The 21907-nt window shown below is 72.2% G+C and carries 17 protein-coding genes; 13 read left to right on the top strand and 4 right to left on the bottom strand.

Features of this window, described 5'->3' with window-relative positions:
• Nucleotides 1-41 precede the first annotated feature (41 nt).
• The 3 genes from K318_RS0116940 to K318_RS0116930 all read right to left on the bottom strand — a co-directional run bounded on the left by K318_RS0116940 (nucleotide 42) and on the right by K318_RS0116930 (nucleotide 2979).
• Complete coding sequence (locus K318_RS0116940) at nucleotides 42-1478, bottom strand: glycoside hydrolase family 15 protein (RefSeq protein WP_051298149.1); 1437 nt, start codon at nucleotides 1476-1478, stop codon at nucleotides 42-44.
• Nucleotides 1478-2119 (bottom strand): VOC family protein, encoded by a 642-nt coding sequence (locus K318_RS0116935; RefSeq protein ID WP_029090362.1) that lies wholly within the window; start codon nucleotides 2117-2119, stop codon nucleotides 1478-1480. The genes K318_RS0116940 and K318_RS0116935 overlap by 1 nt, the downstream gene beginning before the upstream one ends.
• Before the next feature lie 371 nt (nucleotides 2120-2490).
• Nucleotides 2491-2979 (bottom strand): inorganic diphosphatase, encoded by a 489-nt coding sequence (locus K318_RS0116930; protein WP_029090361.1) that lies wholly within the window; start codon nucleotides 2977-2979, stop codon nucleotides 2491-2493.
• Nucleotides 2980-3106: 127 nt separating this feature from the next.
• On the opposite strand from K318_RS0116930, the gene dacB reads away from it, so the two are divergent.
• From dacB to tilS, 3 genes are read left to right on the top strand one after another with little or no spacing between them, the layout of a single operon-like run.
• Nucleotides 3107-7018, top strand: a complete 3912-nt coding sequence (dacB, locus tag K318_RS24005) for a D-alanyl-D-alanine carboxypeptidase/D-alanyl-D-alanine endopeptidase (RefSeq protein ID WP_051298148.1) — start codon at nucleotides 3107-3109, stop codon at nucleotides 7016-7018.
• On the top strand, nucleotides 7015-8178 hold the full coding sequence (locus K318_RS0116920) for a zinc-dependent metalloprotease (protein WP_084500420.1): 1164 nt from the start codon (nucleotides 7015-7017) through the stop codon (nucleotides 8176-8178). Before dacB ends, K318_RS0116920 begins: the two co-directional genes overlap by 4 nt.
• On the top strand, nucleotides 8175-9329 hold the full coding sequence (gene tilS, locus K318_RS22815) for a tRNA lysidine(34) synthetase TilS (protein WP_156914088.1): 1155 nt from the start codon (nucleotides 8175-8177) through the stop codon (nucleotides 9327-9329). Before K318_RS0116920 ends, tilS begins: the two co-directional genes overlap by 4 nt.
• A 72-nt stretch (nucleotides 9330-9401) precedes the next feature.
• On the opposite strand, the gene K318_RS22810 is transcribed toward tilS, so the two are convergent.
• Entirely contained in the window at nucleotides 9402-10373 is a 972-nt protein-coding gene (locus K318_RS22810) for a DUF368 domain-containing protein (RefSeq protein WP_051298145.1), read from the bottom strand.
• A 404-nt stretch (nucleotides 10374-10777) separates the two neighbouring features.
• On the opposite strand from K318_RS22810, the gene hpt reads away from it, so the two are divergent.
• From hpt to lysS, 10 genes are all read left to right on the top strand, one after another.
• Nucleotides 10778-11329: a hypoxanthine phosphoribosyltransferase gene (gene hpt / locus K318_RS0116905; protein WP_029090359.1), complete on the top strand. Its 552-nt coding sequence runs from the start codon at nucleotides 10778-10780 to the stop codon at nucleotides 11327-11329.
• A 145-nt stretch (nucleotides 11330-11474) separates the two neighbouring features.
• On the top strand, nucleotides 11475-13685 hold the full coding sequence (ftsH, locus tag K318_RS22805; protein ID WP_156914087.1) for an ATP-dependent zinc metalloprotease FtsH: 2211 nt from the start codon (nucleotides 11475-11477) through the stop codon (nucleotides 13683-13685).
• On the top strand, nucleotides 13682-14248 hold the full coding sequence (folE, locus tag K318_RS22800; protein ID WP_035282210.1) for a GTP cyclohydrolase I FolE: 567 nt from the start codon (nucleotides 13682-13684) through the stop codon (nucleotides 14246-14248). Before ftsH ends, folE begins: the two co-directional genes overlap by 4 nt.
• A 5-nt stretch (nucleotides 14249-14253) precedes the next feature.
• A complete protein-coding gene (folP, locus tag K318_RS22795; protein WP_051298241.1) occupies nucleotides 14254-15162 on the top strand; it encodes a dihydropteroate synthase in 909 nt (302 codons plus the stop codon).
• Nucleotides 15159-16157: a 2-amino-4-hydroxy-6-hydroxymethyldihydropteridine diphosphokinase gene (folK, locus tag K318_RS0116885; protein ID WP_029090358.1), complete on the top strand. Its 999-nt coding sequence runs from the start codon at nucleotides 15159-15161 to the stop codon at nucleotides 16155-16157. Before folP ends, folK begins: the two co-directional genes overlap by 4 nt.
• A 26-nt stretch (nucleotides 16158-16183) precedes the next feature.
• Nucleotides 16184-16696, top strand: coding sequence for a DUF3180 domain-containing protein (locus tag K318_RS0116880; protein WP_029090357.1), 513 nt, complete (start codon nucleotides 16184-16186; stop codon nucleotides 16694-16696).
• Nucleotides 16693-17280, top strand: coding sequence for a PH domain-containing protein (locus tag K318_RS0116875; protein ID WP_084500360.1), 588 nt, complete (start codon nucleotides 16693-16695; stop codon nucleotides 17278-17280). Before K318_RS0116880 ends, K318_RS0116875 begins: the two co-directional genes overlap by 4 nt.
• Nucleotides 17277-19361, top strand: a complete 2085-nt coding sequence (locus tag K318_RS24000) for a PH domain-containing protein (protein ID WP_029090355.1) — start codon at nucleotides 17277-17279, stop codon at nucleotides 19359-19361. Before K318_RS0116875 ends, K318_RS24000 begins: the two co-directional genes overlap by 4 nt.
• Nucleotides 19358-20263: a Rossmann-like and DUF2520 domain-containing protein gene (locus K318_RS0116865; RefSeq protein ID WP_029090354.1), complete on the top strand. Its 906-nt coding sequence runs from the start codon at nucleotides 19358-19360 to the stop codon at nucleotides 20261-20263. Before K318_RS24000 ends, K318_RS0116865 begins: the two co-directional genes overlap by 4 nt.
• A 123-nt stretch (nucleotides 20264-20386) precedes the next feature.
• The gene (gene lysS, locus K318_RS0116860; RefSeq protein WP_029090353.1) at nucleotides 20387-21898 is read left to right on the top strand and encodes a lysine--tRNA ligase; all 1512 of its coding nucleotides are present in this window, start codon (nucleotides 20387-20389) and stop codon (nucleotides 21896-21898) included.
• Nucleotides 21899-21907: the final 9 nt, after the last annotated feature.

Here is a 21907-nt window from a genome sequence, read left to right as displayed (position 1 = left end):
GGCGCGCAGGAGCTGAGGAGCCGCGGCCGGCCCCTGCAGGCTCACTCCGCCAGCGAGAGGGAGTGCGCCGCGAGCGCCACGCATGCCGCCGTCCATGCCAGCGGCGCCACCGCTGCGGGCTCCCCACCGGCCAGCACCTTCTCCGGATAGCTGCCCGCGGGGGTGCGGTGGGCACCCAGCCAGTCGAGCAGGCGGACGGCCTCGGCGCGGTGGCCGGCCTCGGGCGAGGTCGCGTGAGCGAGGGCGAAGACCGCCGTCTCCGGTGTCCACGAGACTCCGTCGCGGGCCCACCTCTCCCCGGGCGAGATGCCGCCGGCCGGCTGTCTCAGCGCATCCTCCGTACGCGCGAGCTCGCTGCGCACGTGCTCCGCATCGCGCCAGTCGCGGACATAGGGCGGAAGCATGAAGCCCACGGCGGAGTCCGCATGGCTGCCGCCGGCGTGCCGAGGGAAGCCGTGGGCGGCGAAGCGCTCGGCGATGTGGTCGGAGAGCTCGGCCTCGGCACGGGCGCAGGCCTCCTCGAGCGGATCGTCGGCGGCGGCGAGCACCGGCTGCAGACGCTGGAGCCCTGCCAGCGCAGGTGCCGCGGTGCCGAGCGTCACCCGCCACTCGAACACCTCCCAGTAGTCCGAGGAGACGGGCGGCCGACCGCCGTGCGCGTCGAGTTCGCCGAGCAGGCTCTGGGCGAGGGAACGGGCGAAGGGGGCACGGCGCTGCACGAAGGCATCGCGCTGGGCCGTCGTGGGCATCGCGTTCTCGTGGATCCAGCCCACCGCCCAGGCCGCCCAGCCCAGCCCGTCGAACTGGGGGCTGCGGTCGTCCGGGGCGCCGGTGCCGTCCAGGGCGTAGCGGGCCTCGAACCAGCCCTCGTCGGTGCGGGGAGCGTCCGCGAGGAAGTCGAGGAGCGTCTCGGCCCGGGGCAGGTCACCGGCGGCGGCGAAGGCCACGGCCGCATGCGCGGTGTCGCGCGGCCAGATGTGGCGCCAGGCCGTCGTCCAGCCGGCGACCGTTGCCGGCAGCCCCTCCGTGAGCACGAAGAGGTCGAGATAGGCATCGCGGACGAGGCCGGCGTGCGGACCGCGACGGGTCCAGCCCGCCAGGGAGGCCAGCCACTCCCTCTCCCGCGTCAGCAGCTCATGGGCGGCCGGCGCCGAGGCCTGCACCCGCGAGCCGGGCAGCACCGCCTCGGCGCTGCTGATGAGGGAGCGTTCGTCCGCCGAGGAGAACGCGGCGGTGAGGGAGTGCAGGGGGCGGTCGGCGAGGGTGTCGTGGGCGGGCGGCAGGAGCCGCCGCGTGAGCAGCGTGCCGCCGGCCGCCGCGCCGAGGCCCAGCGCCGAGCCGATGAGGAGGTTCCTCCGCGAGACCTGGGGGCGGAGAGCGCCGACCGCGCCCCGCACACTGTTGTGCGAGGGCGCGGGGGAGGCTGCGCGGGAGGGCGGCCGGGCCACGGCCCCCTCGGCCGTGGCGTCGGGCTGCATCAGAGCGTCACGAGCCCCTTGGCGGTGTGGAAGGTGACGGACATGAGGCCGGGGGCGCCGTGCGGTGCCGTCCAGTCGATGCTGATCTCCGGGATGGGCTTCTTCTCGTCCGTGCCCAGCCATTCGCGCACGCGGTCGCGGTCACCGGCGATCGTGATCTCCGCGATCGAGACGTCATTGGGCCGGCCCAGCTGCGAGGGGTGCTGGCTGCGCGGGGAGAGCCAGTGGATGAAGAACGGCAGCTGCGGGTCTGCGATGAGGCCCTTGACGCCGATCTGCTTCCACAGCACCTCCTCCTGGCCTGCGGGGGTGCGGTTGCCGTCCACGGCCTTGCGCTCGAGCCGTGCCTCGACGGCGGCGAGATCGTCGACGCGGACCACCCAGCCCAGCCAGCCCCCGCCGAGTTCCGTGCGCGCGCGGACGGCCTGACCGAACGGTGTCGACAGGGTCGCAGGGTGCTCCAGGGGCTCCACGACCTCGACGTAGTGGCCCTGGGCGAGCGGGAAGATGAGGTTCCGGGTGCCGAACCGCGGATGGATGCCGCCGTCGTAGGGTTCGATCCCGAGGGCGTCTGCGAGGCGTCCGGCAGTTGCCTCCAGCCCGTCGGGTTCGCTTGCGAAGGAGACGTGGTCGAGATGCATATGTGCAGAGTGTCACATTCTGCGGTCCCGGGGCAGTGAGGGTGACCTAAGTGCGGTTTCGGGGGTGGTGTGGGGCGCGGCGGAGTGCGGCCGGGCCGCTGCGTGCCGGGCCCGCACGGACGCCCGGTCTCCTTTCGTCGACGCCCAGTTCTCCCTCCGGGCGCCCACCGGTCCGCGCAGACGCCCAGTTTCCCTTCGTCGACGCCCAGTTCTCACGCAGACACCCACGTATCCGTGCGAATACGTGGGTGTCTGCGTGAGAACTGGGCGTCATCCAGGGGGCCACTGCGCCCGCGGCTGTTCAGCCTGTCGGAGCGAGCCCGGCCTGCTGAGCCTTCGGCCCCCTCGGGAGCGCTCAGATCGTCCGGGTCTCAGTGGCCCTCGGCCTTGAAGCGCTCGATCGACTCGGTGACGATGCGCTCGGCCTCCTCGCGGCCGGCCCACTCGGATCCCTTGACGAACTTGCCCTTCTCCAGGTCCTTGTAGCGGGTGAAGAAGTGCTCGATGGCGTCGAGCTCGTGCTGTGCGACATCGGACACGTCCTGGATGTGGTCGAAGCGGTCATCGCCGCCGAGCACCGCGAGGATCTTGTCGTCGCCGCCGGCCTCGTCCTCCATCTTGAAGACGCCCACCGGGCGGGCATCGACGAGGCAGCCGGGGAACACCGACTCGTGCAGGAGGACCAACACGTCCAGCGGGTCGCCGTCCTCGCCCAGGGTGTCCTCGAAGAACCCGTAGTCCGTGGGGTACTGCATCGAGGTGAAGAGGTAGCGGTCGAGCTTCACCCGGCCGGTCTCGTGGTCGACCTCGTACTTGTTGCGCGAGCCTGCGGGGATCTCGATCGTTGCGAGAAGTTCCATGGGTCCTCCTGGACGTGCGGGGCGCTCCGACGCGGGTGGCCGCGCGGGAGCGCGCTGTTTCGAGCCTCACCTAGCATAGTGACGAGAGCGTGGTGGCGACACCGCAGACCGTTGTGAGGGAGTCCGAGTGTCAGACACCACAGGTGAAGGCCCCGACGCGCACGAGACCGCCTGCGACGGCGAGGAGCACGTGCGGGAGTCCGTTGCCGGGACGGCTTCCGAGGAGGGGCTGAGCGCCGAGGCCGAGGGGGAGCGCCATCCTGAAGCGGAGGCGGCGCCTGATGCTGAGGCGGGGGCAGAGTCTCATGCTGAGGCGGGGGTGAAGTCTGATGCTGAGGCGGAAGAGGCGGAACCGGAGCGCGTCGCCGACGCGGGCCCCGGGGGTGACGCCGAAGAGGAGTCCGCCGTCGATGTCGAGGCGGCGCTCGGGGCCGACGCTGAGACGGCCGAGGAGCCCGGTGCCGAAGCGGTGGAGGAGCCTGGTGCCGAGGCGCCTGGTGGTGGGGTGGTGCTCGGTTCCGAGGACGTGACGCCGCCCGAGGAAGCTGGACCGGACGCCGGGACCGAGACCGGGAGTGCTGACCGGTCAGCGGCCGTGCCCTCGGAAGCCGATCAGGCAGTCGCCGCCCCACACGAGGTCGAGACTCCCACATCGGAGGAGGGCCGCCTGACCGAGCTCACAGAGGCCGAGGCCGACATCCGAGGCGACGATGCGAGAAACGACGGCGATGCGGGAAGCAGTGCTGGCACCGGTCCTGCCGCGGAGGGTGCGGGGGTCCGGGAAGCCGGCGATGAGGACGGGGCGGCCGCCGATGGCGGTGCCGCTTCCGAGGACGGCGCGACCGCCGGTGGCGACCCGGCTGCCGAGGCGGAGACGTCCGATGAGACCGATCAGGCTCATGACGGCCATGTGACCGAAGCTGACAGGGCGGATTCGGAGGGGTCTGCGAGCATCGCCGCTGAGGGTGCTGAGGGTGCTGAGGGTGCTGAGGGTGCTGAGGGTGCTGAGGGTGCTGAGGGTGCTGAGGGTGCTGGCACGGATGAAGGCGAGGCCGAGCCGGCGGAGGTGATGGATGCCGAGCCGACATCTGATGAGGCTGTCGCAAGCACCGAGGCCGAGGCAGGCGGGGAGCCGGCCCCCGTCCATTCGGACGAGCCGACGGACAGGCTTGAGCAGGAGCCCGCAGGTCGGGAAGGGGGCGCCGGCCTCGGTGCCGAAGACGGCGAAGGCGCGGGCGCATCGGGCAGTGTGGTTGACCATGACGGTGACGATGAACCGGCGGGTGCGAACGAACCGGGTCATGAGAGCGAGCCGAGCGGCTCCGACGACACTCACGGCGTAGACCGGTCGGACGACTCCGGAGAAACCGAATTCGCCGAGTTGGCCGCTCACACCGGCGACGGGAGCGAGCTGGACTGGGACTCGATTGCGCCCGTCGGCTTCGATGTGTCCGCGCACCTCGACGCCGGCGAGGCGGATGATTTCGCCCACGCCGTCACGGGCGCGGACCTGCCGGTCGATTCAGGCCCGTCTGAGCCGCCCGAGGACTCTGGCCCGGGTGAAGGACCGGACCGGTCACAAGAGTCCGAGCGGTCGGGAGAATCCGGCCGACTGGGAGAATCCGAGCAGTCGGAGGAGTCCGGTCGGCTGGGGGAGCCTGACGGACCGGAAGAGTCTGACCGGTTTGACGAGGAGGAGCCCGATCCGTCGGATGCACCTGTCATTCCGGAGGACGCCGACCTGCAGGAGGAAGACGAGGCCGACCTGCAGGAGGAGGACGAAGGCGACCCGCAGGGGGAATCCACTTCGTCTGCTCATGCAGAAGCTTCTGCGGGCTCGGAAGCAGCGGAGTCCGAGGCGTCCGAATCCGCTGTCCAGGAGCAGACCGCCTCGACCGAGGCCGATCCGGAGGCGACCTCTGGGCCGGAATCCTCCGAACCAGGCCTCTCCGAGCCGGAGCTCTCCGAATCGGAGCCCCCGGAACTGGAGCCCTCGGAACCGGAGCCTTCGGAACGGGACTTCTCCGGCCACAGCCCCGCTGCGCAGGAATCGCTCGACGGAGCGGCCTCGGAATCGGACCCGGACGATCCGGTGTCGGACCCGGACGATCCGGTGTCGGACGCCGAGGCCGATCCGGAGCCGTCCCCCACCGCTGAGTCGTCCGAGGAACCGGAAGCGCAGGTAGAGGCCTCGCCAGATGACGGTGCCGACGCGGCACCGAGCGAATCAGTGACGGCCGATTCCGCCTCGGCGGCGGCCGCTCTCATCAGCCTGCCCGAACCCACTGAGCCCACCGAGCGAACTGAGCCCACCGGACAGTCCGGCCCAGACAACGCACCCGAACCCGCTGACGACGCAGAGCCCTCGGACGCGGACGATTCCGCCACCGCAGCGGACCCGCCTCCGTCCGCGGACCCGCACCCGGCCGCCTCGCCACCGGCTCCCGCAGGCTCGCCCGAAGCGCCCGAAGCGCCCGAAGCGCCCGAAGCGCCCGCCTCCAACCCACTCGAGGCTCTCACCTCCGGCCCACCAGAGACCGCAGAGGCACCCCGCAGACGCCGTGGCCTCGTGTTCGGGACGGCCGCGCTGGTCGTGCTGCTCGGCGGGTACGCTGCCCTCGACGCCTACGGGCACGTGCCGGGCGTCCTCACCACGGAGCCGCAGATCGCGGTGCAGGCGGTGCCCCAGCCCGCGCCGGAGGTCGAAGGGCGGAGCGCCATCGGCCCGCTCTCGGACTCGGCTCCCGCGCCGCAGGGCGTGCAGGAGCTCATCCAGGCGGTGTTCGACGACGCGGAGCTCACCGGCCGTCACAGCTACGACGTCCGCGACATGCTCACGGGCGAGGTCCTCGCCTCGCAGGACGCGGGGACGGCGCACACGCCCGCCTCGGTGACGAAGGTCCTCACGGGGGCGGCCGCCCTCGGCACCATCGGAGCCCGCACCCGCTTCGCCACGCGCACCGTGCTCTCCGGCTCGGCCGTTGGCGGAGACTCCGACGCGGCGGCCCCTGCCGAGGACGCTGCGGAGACCTCCGCCTCCCAGACCGCGCACGGTCCTGCGACGGTCCACCTCATCGGCGGCGGAGACGTCCTCCTGGGCACGGGTGAATCGGATCCGGATGCCGTCATGGGCCATGCCGGCCTCGGCACACTCGCCCAGGAGACGGCGGCGGCGCTCGCCGAGGCGGGCATCGCCTCGGTCACGGTCTCCGCCGACCTCTCCCGCTACTCCGGCAGCGGCTGGCACGAGGGCTGGGCCCGCGCTGACGTGGGCAGCGGGTTCATCACGCCGATCGCACCGCTCATGCAGAACTCGGCCTTCGAGCAGCCCGGCCAACGCTATTCGCCCAGGCAGGAGGACGCGCCCGCCGTCGCACTCGAGACCTTCGCCGAGGCGCTGCGCACCGCGGGCGCCGAGCAGGGCCTCGCAGTGCAGACGGCGGACCCGTCACAGGCCCCCGGAGCCGCCGAGGAGCTGGCCCGGGTGGAGTCCGCGCCGGTCTCGGCCGTCGTGGACTTCATGCTCGGCCAGAGCGACAACGTCGTCGCCGAGGTGCTGGGCCGCGAGACGGCGGTGGCGCTGGGGCGCGAGGCCACCTCGGCGACGGGCCCCGAAGCCGTCATCGACGCGCTCGCGGAGCAGGACATCGACACGGGCTCCATCCGCCTGTCCGACACCTCCGGCCTCGACTACGCCAACCGGATCTCCGCACACGACCTCACCTCGATCATCGAGGCCTCGGCGGCATCCGAGGGGGATCTCTCGCTGCTCGCGCCCTCCCTCCCGGTGGGCGGCTGGTCCGGCACCCTCGCCGAGCGCTACCGGGACGAGGACTCGCGGCCCGGAGCCGGGGTCGTCGTCGCGAAGACCGGCACGCTCGCCACCGTCACCTCGCTCGCGGGCACCGTCCTCACCGCCGACGGGCGCCTGCTGGTGTTCTCGATGATGGCCGACGAGATGGAGCCCGGCACGGCGGGCGAGATGCGTCAGGCCTTCGACGTCGCGCTCGCCCGGATCGCGGAATGCGGGTGCGCATGAGCGCCTTCGTCGACATGCGCCTGCTGGAGCGCGGCCTCCGGGAGCTCGTGCCCGGCGGGCCCGCACTCGGCCCGGACGAGGCGGCCGGCGTGGTCGAGGAGCTCCGTGCGGCGGCGGAGACCTCCGTGGACCTCGTCCTCGATGTGATGCGGCTGGAACCGGAGCACGCCGATGCCGTCCGCGCCCGTGCAGCGCACGATCATGTGCTGGTCGTGGACCGGCCGGGCTGGGCGAAGGCGACCGCGCAGTCGCTCTCGGCGATGCTCGGACCGGTGGTGAGCCCTGCGACGCGCGCGGCGATGGAGGACTCGAGGCTGTCGACGACGATGGAGCTGGCCGGAGTGCTCGCGCTCCTCTCGACCCGCGTGCTGGGGCAGTTCGATCCCTTCGGTGCGGGCGCGGCCGGTGGTGCGAGCACACCGAGTGCGGGTGCCTCGGGCGGAGATGCCTCGGGTGTCGGGAGCATGGCCGACAGCGCCGTCGGCACTGCGGCGGGCCGGCTGCTCCTCGTGGCGCCGACCGTGGCGCAGACCGAGGCCTCGCTCGGCGTGCCCGCACGGGACTTCCGCCTGTGGGTCGCCCTCCACGAGACGACGCACCGCATGCAGTTCGCGGCTGCGCCGTGGCTGCGCGGACACCTGCAGGTGCAGGTCGCGGAGCTGCTTGACGAGCAGAAGCCGGAGGAGGGGCCGGGGCGAGGCGCGCGGAGCCGGCCGGGCGTGCAGCTCGGGCTGGGTGAGGTGCTGAGCCGGCTGCCGCAGGTGGTCCGGGGCGAGGCGGAGCTCGTGGACATGCTCACGCAGCCGGCGCAGAGGGAGGCGCTCGACCGGGTGCTGGCCGTCATGAGCCTGCTCGAGGGCCATGCGGATGTCGTGATGGACGCGGTCGGGACCGGGGTCATCCCCTCGCTCCGGCTCATCCGGAAGCGGTTCGAGGCACGGCGCGATGCGGGGATCGGCCCGGCGGGGACGATCGGTCGCCTCCTCGGCGCGGATTCCAAGCTGCGGCAGTACCGCGAGGGTGCGGCCTTCGTCCGCGCTGTGGTGCGGAGAGCGGGTCACGCGGGCCTCGCCGCGGTCTTCGCCGATCCGGAGAATCTGCCCTCGCCCGAGGAGATCGCCCGCCCCCGGCTCTGGGTCGAGCGGGTGAACGGCACGTGAGTGAGGGGCGTGCCGGGGCCGGAATCCGCAGGCCGCGCCTCGATGCGGCCACCGCCGCCGTCCGCACGGCGCTGCGTGCCGGTCTGCGGAGGCCTCTGCCCCGCGCTCCGGCTGAGGGTGCTGAGCCGCCCCCTGTGCTCCTCGCGGTGTCGGGCGGGGCCGATTCCCTCGCCCTGGCCTCGGCGGCGGCATTCCTGCACCGCCGGGGCGAGGGGCGGTTCCTCGCCTGCACTGTGGACCACGGGCTGCAGGAGGGCTCCGCCGAGGTGGCCCGGCAGACCGTCGACCTCCTCGGGGAGCTGGGGCTGCCGGCTGTGAGCGTGCGCCTGGGACCCCTGTCGGAGTCGGCGGAAGGCATCGAGGCGCGGGCCCGGCACGCGCGCTATGCCGCACTCGCCTGCGCAGCCCGGGAGCACGGGTGCGCCGGCGCCGTCCCTGAGCGCGATCCATCACGGAACGGGGCGGACGAGGCGGAGGGCCGGGCCGAGGAGGCACCGGACGCCCTGCCGCCACTCGTGCTCACGGCGCACACGCAGGACGACCAGGCGGAGACCGTGCTGCTGGGGCTCATGCGCGGCTCGGGCGCGCGGTCGCTCGCGGGCATGGCCCCGCTGGCCCCCCTGCCGACCGAGGCGGGGGAGATCGTCCTCGTGAGGCCGCTGCTGGGAGTCACCCGGGAGCAGACCCGCGCGAGCTGCGAGGCGCAGGGCCTGCCCGTCTGGGACGACCCCATGAACGAGGATCCGGAGTTCGCCCGGGTGCGGGTGCGCAGGCTCCTGCACCGGCTCGAAGGTGAGCTGGGACGGGGGCTGCGCGGCAATCTCGCTCGTACGGCGAACCTCCTGCGCGAGGACGCGGACTTCCTCGACGCCGAAGCGGACCGGGTCCTCGCGGAACTCGCCGGAGACGGATCGGAGCTCCTCGAGGGCGAGCGCCTCGCCGCCCTGCATCCGGCGGTGCGGACCCGTGTGCTGCGGCGCTGGCTGCTGGCCGCGGGGGTGAGTGCGCAGGAGCTCACCGCGGCCCATGTGCGCAGGGTGTCGGAGCTCGCCGTCCCCGGGGCGAAGGAGCGGGCACGCGTGTCCGTGCCGGGCGGGCTCGAGGTGCGGCGGACACGCGGGCGCTTCGAAGTGCGCACCGCGTCCCCCTGACCGCGTTCCCACCCTTTGTGCCGCTGGACGCCCCGATACGTCGGGGCGTCCAGCGGCACGAAGGGTGGGAATTCACACGGCGCGGGAGCTCCGCCGCGAGACCCACAGGGTGAAGAGCACGAACACCGCACCCGCGACCATGAGGAGCAGCGGACCCACGACATCGCCGGTGGTGTAGTCCGCGCCCGGCTCCCAGGGCCACAGCGCGCGCAGCGAACCGGCCATGAGCCCGGCCATCGAGGCCGCGGCGAGGTGCGGGATGCGCACGAGGGCCACCCGGATCACGCGGACGATGCTCACGAGCCCCACGAGCGCGCCGAGGCCGAAGACGCCCACGTATGCGAGGTCCCGCTCGCTCACCGCCTGCAGCGTGGGTGCGTAGAGGCCCATCGCGAGCAGCATGAAGGAGCCGGAGACGCCGGGGATCACGAGTGCGCAGATCGCGACGGCCGCGGCGAGGAACACGGCGATCATCGAGGGGTTCTCGGCGGGGGAGTCCGTCGCGAGGCCGGTGAGGAAGAAGGCGGCTGCGGCGAACACGAGGAACAGCAGCACGTGCACGGCACTCAGCGTCCCGCGCCAGCGGACCATCTGCAGGGGTGCTGCGATGCCCACGACCACGATCCCGAAGAACAGGCCGAGCGAGCTGAGCGGATAGCCCTCCACGAGGTCGTGCAGGAGCCCTGCGAGCAGGAGGATCGCCGCGACCATGCCTGCACCCAGCGGCAGCATGAGTCGCCAGTCCACCTCTTTCAGCTCAGCGCGGAATGCGGCTGAGCGTCCCCGCAGCAGCGCGCGGCCGGCGCTCACCACGTGGTCGGCGGAGCGGATGATGGGCTCGTACACGCGCACGATCATCGCGACGGTGGAGCCGGAGACCCCCGGCACGAGCTCCGTGATGCCGATGAGGAAGCCGCGCAGCAGGTCCAGCGGAAGCAGCGCCCAGGACCGCGGCGGCTCCGGCGCGGTCGCTGCGTGCTGCGGGTCCGCGCCGTGCGCGGGGTCGGGTGCCGGTTCGTTCGCGGGGTGTGCGGTGCTGGTCACAGAGAGGTCCTCGGATGGCGGGCGGGGATGCGGGAGAACATTATTCCCTGTCTCGCTGCGGAACGCCTGTGCGGGCGGCCGGGGTTAGGCGCAGTAGTGCTCCGTCGCCGCGATCGCCCCCGGGGCGCTGAGGCAGTGCCCGGGACGGCGGGTGCGCATCCCCGGCGGAGATCGCACCCGGGACGCCGAGTCCGCGTCCGCGACGGAGGGCGCGCATCCGCGGCAGGGGGATTCGTCCGGGGCGGAGCTGCCGTGTCCGCGGTCCGCGCTAGAGTTGGGGAGGATTCGAGCAGATACGAGCACGCGCAGCAACGAGCACGGGCAGACACGAGCACCAGGCAGGTGCGCACGGGATGCGGCGGGCAGACCGGGCTGCGCGTACAGGTTCGCATGAGGAGTGACAGGTGGACGAGAAGGACCTTGGCGACGACATCACGACGGTGCATGCCACGGAGGCGCAGATCAAGCACCGCCTCCAGGAGATGGCCGCGGACATCGACCGCGACTACCGGGGCAGGGACCTCCTCCTCGTCGGCGTGCTCAAGGGCGCGGTGATGGTGATGGCGGACCTGGCGCGGGAGCTGCACCTGCCGGTGCGCATGGACTGGATGGCGGTGTCCTCCTACGGCTCCGGCACCAAGTCCTCCGGCGTGGTCCGCATCCTCAAGGACCTGGACACGGACCTCAAGGACCAGCATGTGCTCATCGTCGAGGACATCATCGACTCCGGTCTGACGCTGTCGTGGCTGCTGGCCAACCTCAAGTCCCGCGGCGCGGCCTCCGTGGAGGTCTGCACCATGCTCCGCAAGCCGGAGGCGGCGAAGGTGGAGATCGACGTCAAGTACGTGGGCTTCGACGTGCCCAACGAGTTCGTGATCGGATACGGCCTGGACTTCGCGGAGCGCTATCGCAACGTTCCCTTCGTCGCGACGCTCGCCCCGCACGTCTACAGCTGAGCCGCTCAGCGGAACCGGGCGCCGCGCAGCGTCCGGCCGCCGGACCATGCACGGGCACCGCACCGCCCGGGCCTGGCAGACGGCCCACATGTGCACCGGCTAGTCTTGCCGGGCTCGCCCCACCCTCATGCCCCAGAGAGGATCCATGGCTGAAACAGCTGACCGCAAGCCCGACCTGAAGAAGGCCTCGAGGGGGCCATTCTCCTGGGTCCTGCTTGTCGTGCTGATCGTCGCGGTCGGCTTCATGTTCATGAGCGGGGGCGGGTTCCAGCGCATCGACACGGAGCAGGGCCTCACCCTGCTGGAAGAGGGCAAGGTCGAGCAGGCCAAGATCGTCGACCGCGATCAGCGCGTGGACCTCGTGCTCACCGAGGACTACGAGTTCGAGGAGAAGGACTACGGCAAGCGCATCCAGTTCTTCTACGTGGAGCAGCGCGGCGAGCAGATCGTCGAGGCCGTGGACGCCGCCGATCCGGCGCAGGGCTACACGGATGACGTGCCCCAGCAGTCGTGGTTCACCTCCCTGCTCATCAACCTCATCCCGTTCCTCCTCATCTTCGCCGTCCTCTGGTTCCTCCTCTCCCGCATGAGCGCCGGCGGCGGGGGCATCATGAACGTCGGGAAGTCCAAGGCCAAGCTGGTCAACAAGGAGAACCCGGACGTCACCTTCAAGGACGTCGCGGGCGTGGACGAGGCGCTCGAGGAGCTCGAGGAGATCAAGGAGTTCCTCGCGGAGCCGGACAAGTTCCAGGCCGTGGGCGCCAAGATCCCCAAGGGCGTCCTCCTGTACGGTCCCCCCGGCACCGGCAAAACCCTGCTGGCCCGGGCCGTGGCGGGCGAGGCCGGCGTCCCCTTCTACTCGATCTCCGGTTCGGACTTCGTCGAGATGTACGTGGGCGTGGGCGCCTCCCGCGTGCGCGATCTGTTCAAACAGGCCAAGGACAACTCGCCCTGCATCATCTTCATCGACGAGATCGACGCCGTCGGCCGTCAGCGCGGCGCCGGCATGGGCGGCGGGCACGACGAACGGGAGCAGACGCTCAACCAGATGCTCGTGGAGATGGACGGCTTCGACTCCTCGACGAACGTCATCCTCATCGCCGCGACCAATCGGCCCGACGTCCTCGATCCCGCACTGCTGCGCCCGGGCCGCTTCGACCGCCAGATCCAGGTCGAGGCCCCGGACATGAAGGGCCGCGTGAGGATCCTCGAGGTGCACTCCGCGAACAAGCCGCTCGCGCCCGAGGTGGACCTCGCCCAGGTGGCCAAGCGCACCCCCGGCTTCTCCGGCGCGGACCTGGCCAACGTCCTCAACGAGGCCGCGCTGCTCACCGCACGTGCGGGGAAGTCGATCATCGACAACGCGATCGTCGACGAGGCGATCGACCGCGTGATCGCCGGCCCGCAGAAGCGCACGCGGCTCATGAACGACAAGGAGCGTCTCGTCACCGCCTACCACGAGGGCGGTCACGCGCTCGTGGCCGCCGCCATGAACGACACGGACCCCGTCACCAAGGTGACGATCCTGCCGCGCGGCCGCGCCCTCGGCTACACCATGGTGCTGCCCAGCGAGGACAAGTACTCGACCACGCGCAATGAGCTGCTCGACCAGCTGGCCTATGCGATGGGCGGCCGCGTGGCGGAGGAGATCGTGTTCCACGACCCCACCACGGGGGCGGCCAACGACATCGAGAAGGCCACCGACATCGCCCGCCGGATGGTCACGCAGTACGGCATGAGCGGCCGCGTGGGCATGGTGAAGATCGGCGGCGACACCTCGGAGCCGTTCGCGGGCCGTGCCGGTGCCGGGGGCGGGGACGGCGCCTCGGACGAGACGCGGTTCACCATCGACGAGGAGATCCGCATGCTCGTCGATGCGGCCCACGAGGACGCCCACCGGGCTCTCAACGCCAACCGCGAGGTGCTGGACAGGCTGGCCTACGAGCTTCTGGAGAAGGAGACGCTCGACCAGGCCCAGCTCGCGGAGATCTTCGCGCCCGTCGTCAAGCGGCAGCGCCGCGAGGTGTGGCTCGCCCACGACGACCGCCCGGTCTCCGACCGCGGGCCCATCCGGCCCCCGGCCGCGCGCGCACAGGATGCCGAAGCCGGGAGCGAGGACGGGGCCTCGGCCGGCAGCGACGCCTCGGCCGGCACCGGCGCCTCGGGAACCGCCGAGCCCGGACCCGGCGCGGACACGACGGCGCTCCCCGGTGCCGAGCCCGGCCGCGGGGAGGAGCGTTCGGGGACCGACGCGTCCCAGAGCGCGCAGGAGCCCTGGACCGGCGGCTGGCCCGGACAGGAGAGAGACGGCCGCCGGGATGCCGGCGACAGCGATGAGGAGGGCCCACGGGCATGAGCGTCGATCACGCACGCATCGAAGCGGCGGTCCGGGAGATCCTCGCCGCCGTGGGGGAGGATCCGGACCGGGAGGGGCTGCTGGAGACCCCGGCACGGGTGGCCCGCGCCTATGCGGAGTCGTTCGCGGGTCTGCACCAGGACGCCGGTGACGTGCTCGGGACCCAGTTCGACATCGGGTTCGACGAGATGGTCCTCGTCCGCGACATCGCGATGTACTCCACGTGCGAGCATCACCTGGTTCCCTTCCACGGCTCCGCGCACATCGGCTACATCCCCGGGGCCGAGGGGAGGGTGACGGGCCTGTCGAAGCTCGCCCGGCTCGTCGAGGTCTACGCGCGGCGGCCGCAGGTGCAGGAGCGGCTCACCACGGAGATCGCGGATGCGCTCATGGAGCATCTGGAGCCGCGCGGCGTCATCGTCGTGATCGAGGCCGAGCACCTGTGCATGTCGATGCGCGGGGTGAAGAAGCCCGGCTCCTCGACCATCACCTCGGCGGTGCGCGGGCAGCTGCGCGACGCCGCCTCGCGCTCCGAGGCGATGAGCCTCATCCTCCGGAGGTGATCGGCATGCCGCAGCAGCGCAGTTCCCTCGAGGCGCCTGCCGCCGGCGAGCGGACGCAGATCATGGGCGTCCTCAACGTGACGCCCGATTCGTTCTCCGACGGCGGCCGCTGGTACAGCCACGCCGATGCCGTGGACCACGGCTTCTCCCTGCTGGACGGCGGTGCGGACATCATCGACGTGGGCGGGGAGTCCACCCGTCCCGGCGCCTCGCGGGTGGCCGAGGACGAGGAGCTGCGCCGCGTGGTGCCGGTGGTCCGGGAGCTGGCGCGCGATGGTGCCGTCATCAGCGTCGACACCATGCGGGAGACCGTGGCGCGGGCCGCTCTCGAGGCCGGTGCGGCGATCGTCAACGACGTCTCCGCGGGGCAGAGCGAACCGGGGATGCTCGGGCTCGCCGCGGAGACCGGGGCGCCCATCATCCTCATGCACTGGCGGGGCCACCTGGGTGACACGTCGGTGCGGCCGCACTACGAGGACACCGTCGCCGAGGTCGTCTCCGAGCTCGAGGAGCGCATCGAGGTCGCCTGCGCGGCGGGTGTGCGGCGCGGTGACATCATCCTCGATCCCGGCCTCGGGTTCTCGAAGAACGCACAGCACAACTGGGACCTCGTGAGCCGGCTGGACGTGTTCGCGGGCATGGGCATGCCGCTGCTCGTCGCGGCTTCGCGCAAGCGCTTCCTGTCCGCGCTCGCGGCGCCGGAGGGCGCGGCCGCGGAGGCGAGCCTCTCCGACCGCGACTCCGCCACCGCCGCGCTCACGGTGCTGGCCGCGCAGGCCGGCGCCTGGGCGGTGCGGGTGCACGAGCCGCGGTCCTCGCGGATCGCGGCCGAGGCCGTGCGCGAGGCCGCCCTCGCCCGTACGCGGACAGCCGGAAGCGCGCGGGTGCGCGCGGGCGGAGGCGAGGACGGATGAGCGCTGATGCGATCAGGCTGACCGGGCTGCGGGCCCGGGGCTTCCACGGCGTCTTCGAGTTCGAGAAGCGCGAGGGGCAGGACTTCGTCGCCGATGTGGTGCTGTTCCGCGATCTGTCGGTGCCCGCCGCGAGCGACGACCTCGCCGACACCGCCGACTACGGTGCGCTCGCGGACCGGCTCGTGCAGATCATCGCGGGCGAGCCCTTCGACCTCATCGAGGCCCTCGCCGGTGCGCTCGCGGATGCCTGCCTGGAGTTCGCCCCGGAGGCGGAGGTGACCGTCCACAAGCCCCAGGCGCCCATCGCGCACGAGTTCGCCGATGTGGCGGTGACGGTGCGCCGCAGGGCCGCGGAGGCGGGGTCTTCGGCAGAGGAGTATGAGGCGGTCATCGCCCTCGGCGCCAACCTCGGCGACGCCCGCGCAGCCCTGCAGGACGCCGCGCACGCGCTGTCCCTGCACCCGCGGATCGCGCTCGTTGCCGGCTCGTCGATCTTCGTGACCGCCCCGGTGGGCGGAGTGGAGCAGCCGGACTTCCACAATGCGGCGGTGCTGGTCCGGACCGCACTGCCGCCGCGCGAGCTGCTGTCCGTGTGCCAGGGCATCGAGGTCGCCGCCGGGCGCACGCGCGAGGTCCGCTGGGGTCCGCGCACCCTCGACCTCGACCTCATCAGCGCACGGCGCGCCGGCGGCGGTGGCGCGGAGGCGAGCGCGGGCGCGGTGACCGGTGCGGGTGAGGACGGCGTCGCCGGGACAGGCGCGGGTCGGGCCGGTGCGACAGGAGCCGTCGTGTGGGAGGACGAGGTGCTGAGCCTGCCGCATCCGCGCGCCGGCGAGCGCGCCTTCGTCCTGGCGCCGTGGGCACAGCTCCAGGCGGACGCTATCGTGGACACACCGGCAGGTCCGCGCACCGTCAGTCAGGCGTGCGAGGCCGCCGCCGACGCCAGCGGGATCCGCGACACCGCGGAGCCCGTGATCGCCCCCGAGACCGCATGACCGGCATCTGAGGAGCCCCGGAGCCCATGAACCGCACGCGCGTGAGCCAGCTGGCCCTGTGGGGTGCAGTGGGCCTCGTCGTCGGCATCGGCCTCCACACGCTCCTGGAGCGCACGGGAGCGGCGCTGCCGCAGGTGCCCTGGCCGGCGATCGTGGGCATGCTCGGACTGTCCGTGGTCCTGTTCCTGCTGGGCTGGCCCGTCCGGCAGTGGCGCGACGGGGACCGGGAGACGGAGATCGATCCGGTCCGGGCCGCACGCGTGGCGATGCTCGCGAAGGCCGCGGCGCTGGCCGGTTCCGTGCTGACCGGCTGGTACGCGGGCGCCGCCGTCTATCTCTTCGTCTCGGCCTCCGGCCTGCGGGCGGCCGAGGGCCTCGGCATGCTCGCGGCGGTGGGCGCGGCCGCCGTCCTCATGGCCACGGGCCTCCTCGTGGAGTCCTTCTGCTCCCTTCCGCCAGGCGGCCCGCGCTCGGGAGGCTCCCGCGATTCCCCGGGGCGCCGCGGCCCTCGCACCGATCCCCCGGAGGTTCCCGCATGAACAGTCCGCACCCCGATTCCCTACCCGAGGCCCAGCACTCGGCCGGACCTGCTGCCGCCGGAAGCGCACCGCGTGAGCACGGCAGCTCACCGGGTGGGCACAGCACGGGGCTCAACCCCGTGAGCCCGGCCTACGCCCGCGTGAAGCTGCTGGGCTCGGGGATCGGCTCCGGGCTCGTCGTGCTCGCGGCGGCCGGCGCCGGAGTGGCCGGCCTCGTCTTCGACCTCACCTGGCTCGTGTGGCTGGGGTTCGCCCTGGCAGTCCTGTTCCTGCTGTCGTTCGCCGTCGAGGCCGTCATCACGGTGCGGCAGGTGAGGGCCATCGGCTACCGGGAGCGGGAGAGTGATCTGCTCATCCAGCGCGGGATCCTGTTCCGCTCCACCACGGTGGTGCCCTACGGCCGTCTGCAGTTCGTCGAGGTCAGCGCCGGACCGCTCCTGCGCATGGCGGGACTGGCGAGCCTCGAGCTGCACACCGCCTCGGCGTCCACGGACGCGAGCCTGCCGGGGCTGCCCCGGGCGGAGGCGGAAGCGCTCCGCGACTCCCTCGCCGCCCGGGGCGGCTCGAAGCTGGCGGGGCTGTGAGCCCCGAGGACCCCGCTTCCGGGGGCGAGCCCGAGCGCCACAGCGGGCCCGAACAGCACGGCAGGCCCGAGTCGGAGTGGCGGCACGTCCATCCGCTGACGCCCGTGCTCAAGGGAGGCGCGGGGATCCTCGCGGCCTTCGGCGTGCTCTTCTACATCGCTCTGCAGAACATGCAGAACCTCCTCGAATCCTTCGTGCGGGGCGCGGTGGGAGCCGAGACCCGCAGTGAGGAGGACGGCGGCGACGGCGGCATCGTCGAGGGTCTCGAGATGCTGCGGGCGGCGATCCGGGAGCACCCCCTGCTCGTCCTCGCGGGGGTGGGCCTGCTGCTCCTCGCCCTCGCGCTGGTGGGTCTGGGCCTGTGGCTGAGCTGGCGTGCGACGCGCTACCGCATCGATGCCGAGGGCGTGCGCCTGCGCACGGGAGTGCTCGCGAAGAAGGAGCGCTCGGCCGCGCATGAGAGGGTGCAGTCGGTGGACATCTCCCTGCCGTTCCTGCCGCGTCTCCTGGGCCTCTCCTCCCTCGTGTTCGACGTGGCGGGGGGCAGCGGGTCGGACATCACCCTGGCCTATCTCAAGCGCGCCCGCGCGGAGGAACTGCGCGAGGAGATCCTCTCCCACCTGCGCGCCCTCCGCAGCGGTGCGGGCCGGGCGGAGCAGGAGACCCAGCACGGTCAGGCCGGTCAGCACAGTCCGGCGGGTCAGCCCGGCCCGGCGGGTCAGGCCGGCCGGTTCGCCGGGGAGGAGACTCCAGGCACCGCCGAGGAGCACCCCGGTGCTGCGGGGGGTCTCGGCCCGAGCGCAGCGCCGGGCACACCGGGCACACCGGGCACACCGGGCACACCGGGCATGCCGGGTATGTCCGGCGGTGCGGGCGCGCAGGATGTGCGGGCGGCCTCCGCCGCGGCGGCTCCGCTGGGCCAGCGCCTCGTGAGCAGGCAGCGGCTCCAGGGGCTGCAGCATCACGCCCAGGACGTCGCCGGCGACCTCTCCGCCTCGCTCACCGAGCTGCTCGCGCCCTACCGCCTGCACCCGCAGGCGGAATCGGAAGGGCGGCTCCTGCGGGTGCCCCTCCACCGGCTGGCGATGGGCGCGCTGCTCTCGACGGCGATGCTCATCAGCGCGCTCGCCCTCGTGGCCTTCGTCGTGCTGATCGTGGTGCTCTTCGTGTTCGCGCCTCCGGAGGCCGGGTTCTCCACGCTCTTCGGCCTGATCCCCGCCGTCTTCGCGATCGTGGGCGTGCTGCGCAGCGAGCTCTCGCTGGCGAACTTCACGGTCGCGATCACGCAGGACGGGCTGCGCGTGAGCCACGGCCTCACCTCGACGACGAACCGCATCATCCCCCTCGATCGGATCCAGGCGGTGAAGCTCACGCAGCCGCTCCTGTGGCGGATTCCAGGCTGGTGGCGGGCCACTTTCACGATGGCGTCCGAGGCCGGCAGCGACGACCACGCCCAGAGCGTCCTCCTGCCGGTGGGCTCGGCGGACGACGTCATGCTCATGCTCGGCCTCGCCATGCCGGATCCGCGCCCGGCGCCGGGAGTGAGCGCCCGCGCGCTCGTGCTCGCCGGCATGCTGGGGCCCGCACCGGCAGGCTCGGCGCAGGCAGGACCGGCGTCCGCGGAGCCGCAGCGGACGGGGCCCGCACACGCCGGCCCACAGCCCGCCGCGGACCAGCTCGCCGCGGACCAGCCCGCAGACTCACAGACCGCCGAGGCGCAGCTCGCCGAGGAGCAGTTCCTCGGCCGTCCGCGCTCCTCCCGGTGGCTCGACCCGCTCACGTGGAGGCGCAACGCCCACGCGCTCACCGGCTCCTTCGCGCTCATCCGCTCGGGCCGGCTGACCCGGGTGCTCGAGTTCGTCCCGCACGCGCGGGTGCAGTCGATGCGCCTGCACCAGGGCCCGCTGCAGCGGAGGCTGGCGCTGTCCAGCATCCAGCTGCACATCTCGCCGGGCCCCATCACGCCCTCCTTCTTCCACCTGCCCGCAGCCTCGGCGGCACGGCTCTTCGACGAGCATGCGCAGCGGACGCGGTCGGCCCGGGAGGAGCTCGACACGGAACTGCAGGGAGCACGCACATGAATCATGAGGACAGCACACGGCTGGGCGTCGGCGTCATCGGCGTGGGCAAGGTCGGTGCGGTCATGGGGGCCGCGCTGCGCGAGGCCGGACACCAGATCGTCGGCGTGACGGCGGGCTCCCAGGCCAGCCGGGACCGCGCCGACGCCATGCTGCCCGGCACCCCGGTCCTCGACGCCGACACTCTCGTCCAGCGGGCCGAGCTCGTGCTGCTCACGGTGCCCGACGACGAGATCGCGCCGCTGGTCTCCGGCCTCGCGGCACTGGGCCGGTTCAGTGCCGGGCAGATCGTCGTGCACTGCGCGGGCCGCCACGGCCTCGACGTGCTCGCCCCCGCCTCCGCGGCCGGGGCGATCCCCATCGCCCTCCACCCCTCCCTCGCCTTCACGGGTACGAGCATGGACCTGCCGCGGCTGCGCGAGACGACGATCGGGGTGACCGCGCCCAAGCCGGTGCTGCCGATCGGTCAGGCACTCGTCGTGGAGATCGGCGCGGAGCCGGTGGTGCTCCGCGAGGCGGACCGTGCGCTCTACCACGCGGCCATCGCGCATGCGGCCAATCACACCGCCGCGATCCTGTCGCAGGCGATGGACGTGCTGCGCGAGGTCGGGGTCGAGGACCCGGCGCGCGTGCTGAGCTCGCTCGTGCACGCGAGCGCCTCGAACATCCTGCAGTCCGGGCCGCGAGCGCTGACGGGGCCCGTGAGCCGCGGGGACGTCGGCACTGTGCGGGCCCATGTCGAGGCGCTCGCGGAGTACGCACTCACCGCCGGGGGCACCGAGGTGCGGGACTCCTACACCGCGCTCGGCCGGGCGACGACGGCACGGGCGCTGGCCAACGGGACAGTGGACCAGCAGCGCGCCGCCGCGCTCATGGACGTGCTCGGCGAGAGCGGTTGCGACTGAGGCCGGACAGCCGGGCCGCCGGAGTGCGGGAGCCGAGGCGCACCGGCGGGTGCGGCCACCGTCTCCGGCTGCCCCGCCTCGGCGGTTACCTCCCGGGCATCCCCGCGCGGTAGCCTTGGACCCATGCCGGAGAACGACCCCACACCTGTCGCCCACGACGATCCAGAACAGCTGCGGATCCGCAAGGAGAAGCGCTCCGCACTTCTCGAGGAGGGCAGGGAGCCCTATCCCGTGGGGGTCGGACGCACCCATACGCTCGCGCAGGTGCGCGCGGAGCACGCGGACCTCGAGCCGGGGGAGGAGACCGAGGACGTCGTGGGCGTCGCCGGTCGCGTCGTGTTCCAGCGCAACACGGGCAAGCTCTGCTTCGTCACGCTGCAGGCCGGCGACGGCACTCGCCTCCAGGGCATGCTCTCGCTCGCCGAGGTCGGCCGGGAGAGCCTCGAGGCCTACAAGCACGATGTCGACCTGGGCGATCACCTGTTCCTCCACGGCCGGGTGATCATGTCCAAGCGCGGCGAGCTGTCCGTCATGGCCGACGACTGGAAGATGGCGGCCAAGGCGCTGCGGCCGCTGCCCACCCTGCACACCGAGCTCACCGACGAGACGCGCATGCGCCAGCGCTACATCGACCTCATCACTCGGGAGCAGGCCCGTGAGAACGTCCGGGTGCGCGCGGAGGTCATGAAGTCCCTCCGCCGCACCTTCGACGGGCGTGGATACACGGAGATCGAGACGCCCATGCTGCAGACGATGCACGGCGGCGCCTCGGCCCGCCCCTTCACGACGCACATCAATGCCTATGACATGGATCTGTATCTCCGCATCGCGCCGGAGCTGTTCCTCAAACGCGCTCTTGTGGGCGGTCTGGACAATGTCTTCGAGATCAACCGGAACTTCCGCAACGAAGGTGCGGATTCCACGCACTCCCCGGAATTCGCGATGCTCGAGGCGTATGAGGCCTATGGCGACTGCCACAGCATCGCCGCACTCACCAAGGCGCTCGTGCAGAATGCGGCAATGGACGCATGCGGTTCGCATGTCGTGACGCTCGCCGATGGTACCGAATACGACTTCGGCGGCGAATGGCGCGTCATTCCCATGTACTCCTCCCTCTCCGAGCGCATCGGCGCGGTGATCACGCCGGAGACATCGGTGGAGGAGCTCGCCGCCCTCGCCGACCGGCACGGGATCGACCTCGAGGGAGTATTCGCGGGCCACGGCAAGTATGTCGAGGAGATGTGGGAGCACTTCTTCGCGGACGATCTGCACGAGCCCACGTTCGTCACGGATTTCCCGGTGGACACCTCGCCGCTCACCAAGGCCCACCGCTCCCGGCCGGGGGTCGTGGAGAAATGGGACCTGTACGTCCGCGGCTTCGAGCTCGCGACGGGGTATTCGGAGCTCAACGATCCCGTCGTGCAGCGAGAGCGCTTCGAAGCGCAGGCCCGCGACGCCGCGCGCGGTGACGCTGAGGCGATGCGGGTGGACGAGGAGTTCCTCATGGCGATGGAATACGGCATGCCGCCCGCCGGAGGAATGGGAATGGGGATCGACCGGCTGCTCATGGCCCTCACGGGTCTGGGCATCCGGGAGACGATCCTTTTCCCGCTCGTGAAGCCCGTCGGAACATGAAAAGGCCAT

The sequence above is a fragment of the Brevibacterium album DSM 18261 genome (assembly GCF_000426445.1).
GTDB classification, from domain to species: domain Bacteria; phylum Actinomycetota; class Actinomycetes; order Actinomycetales; family Brevibacteriaceae; genus Brevibacterium; species Brevibacterium album.
This window is presented reverse-complemented; position numbering and strand designations above follow the sequence as displayed.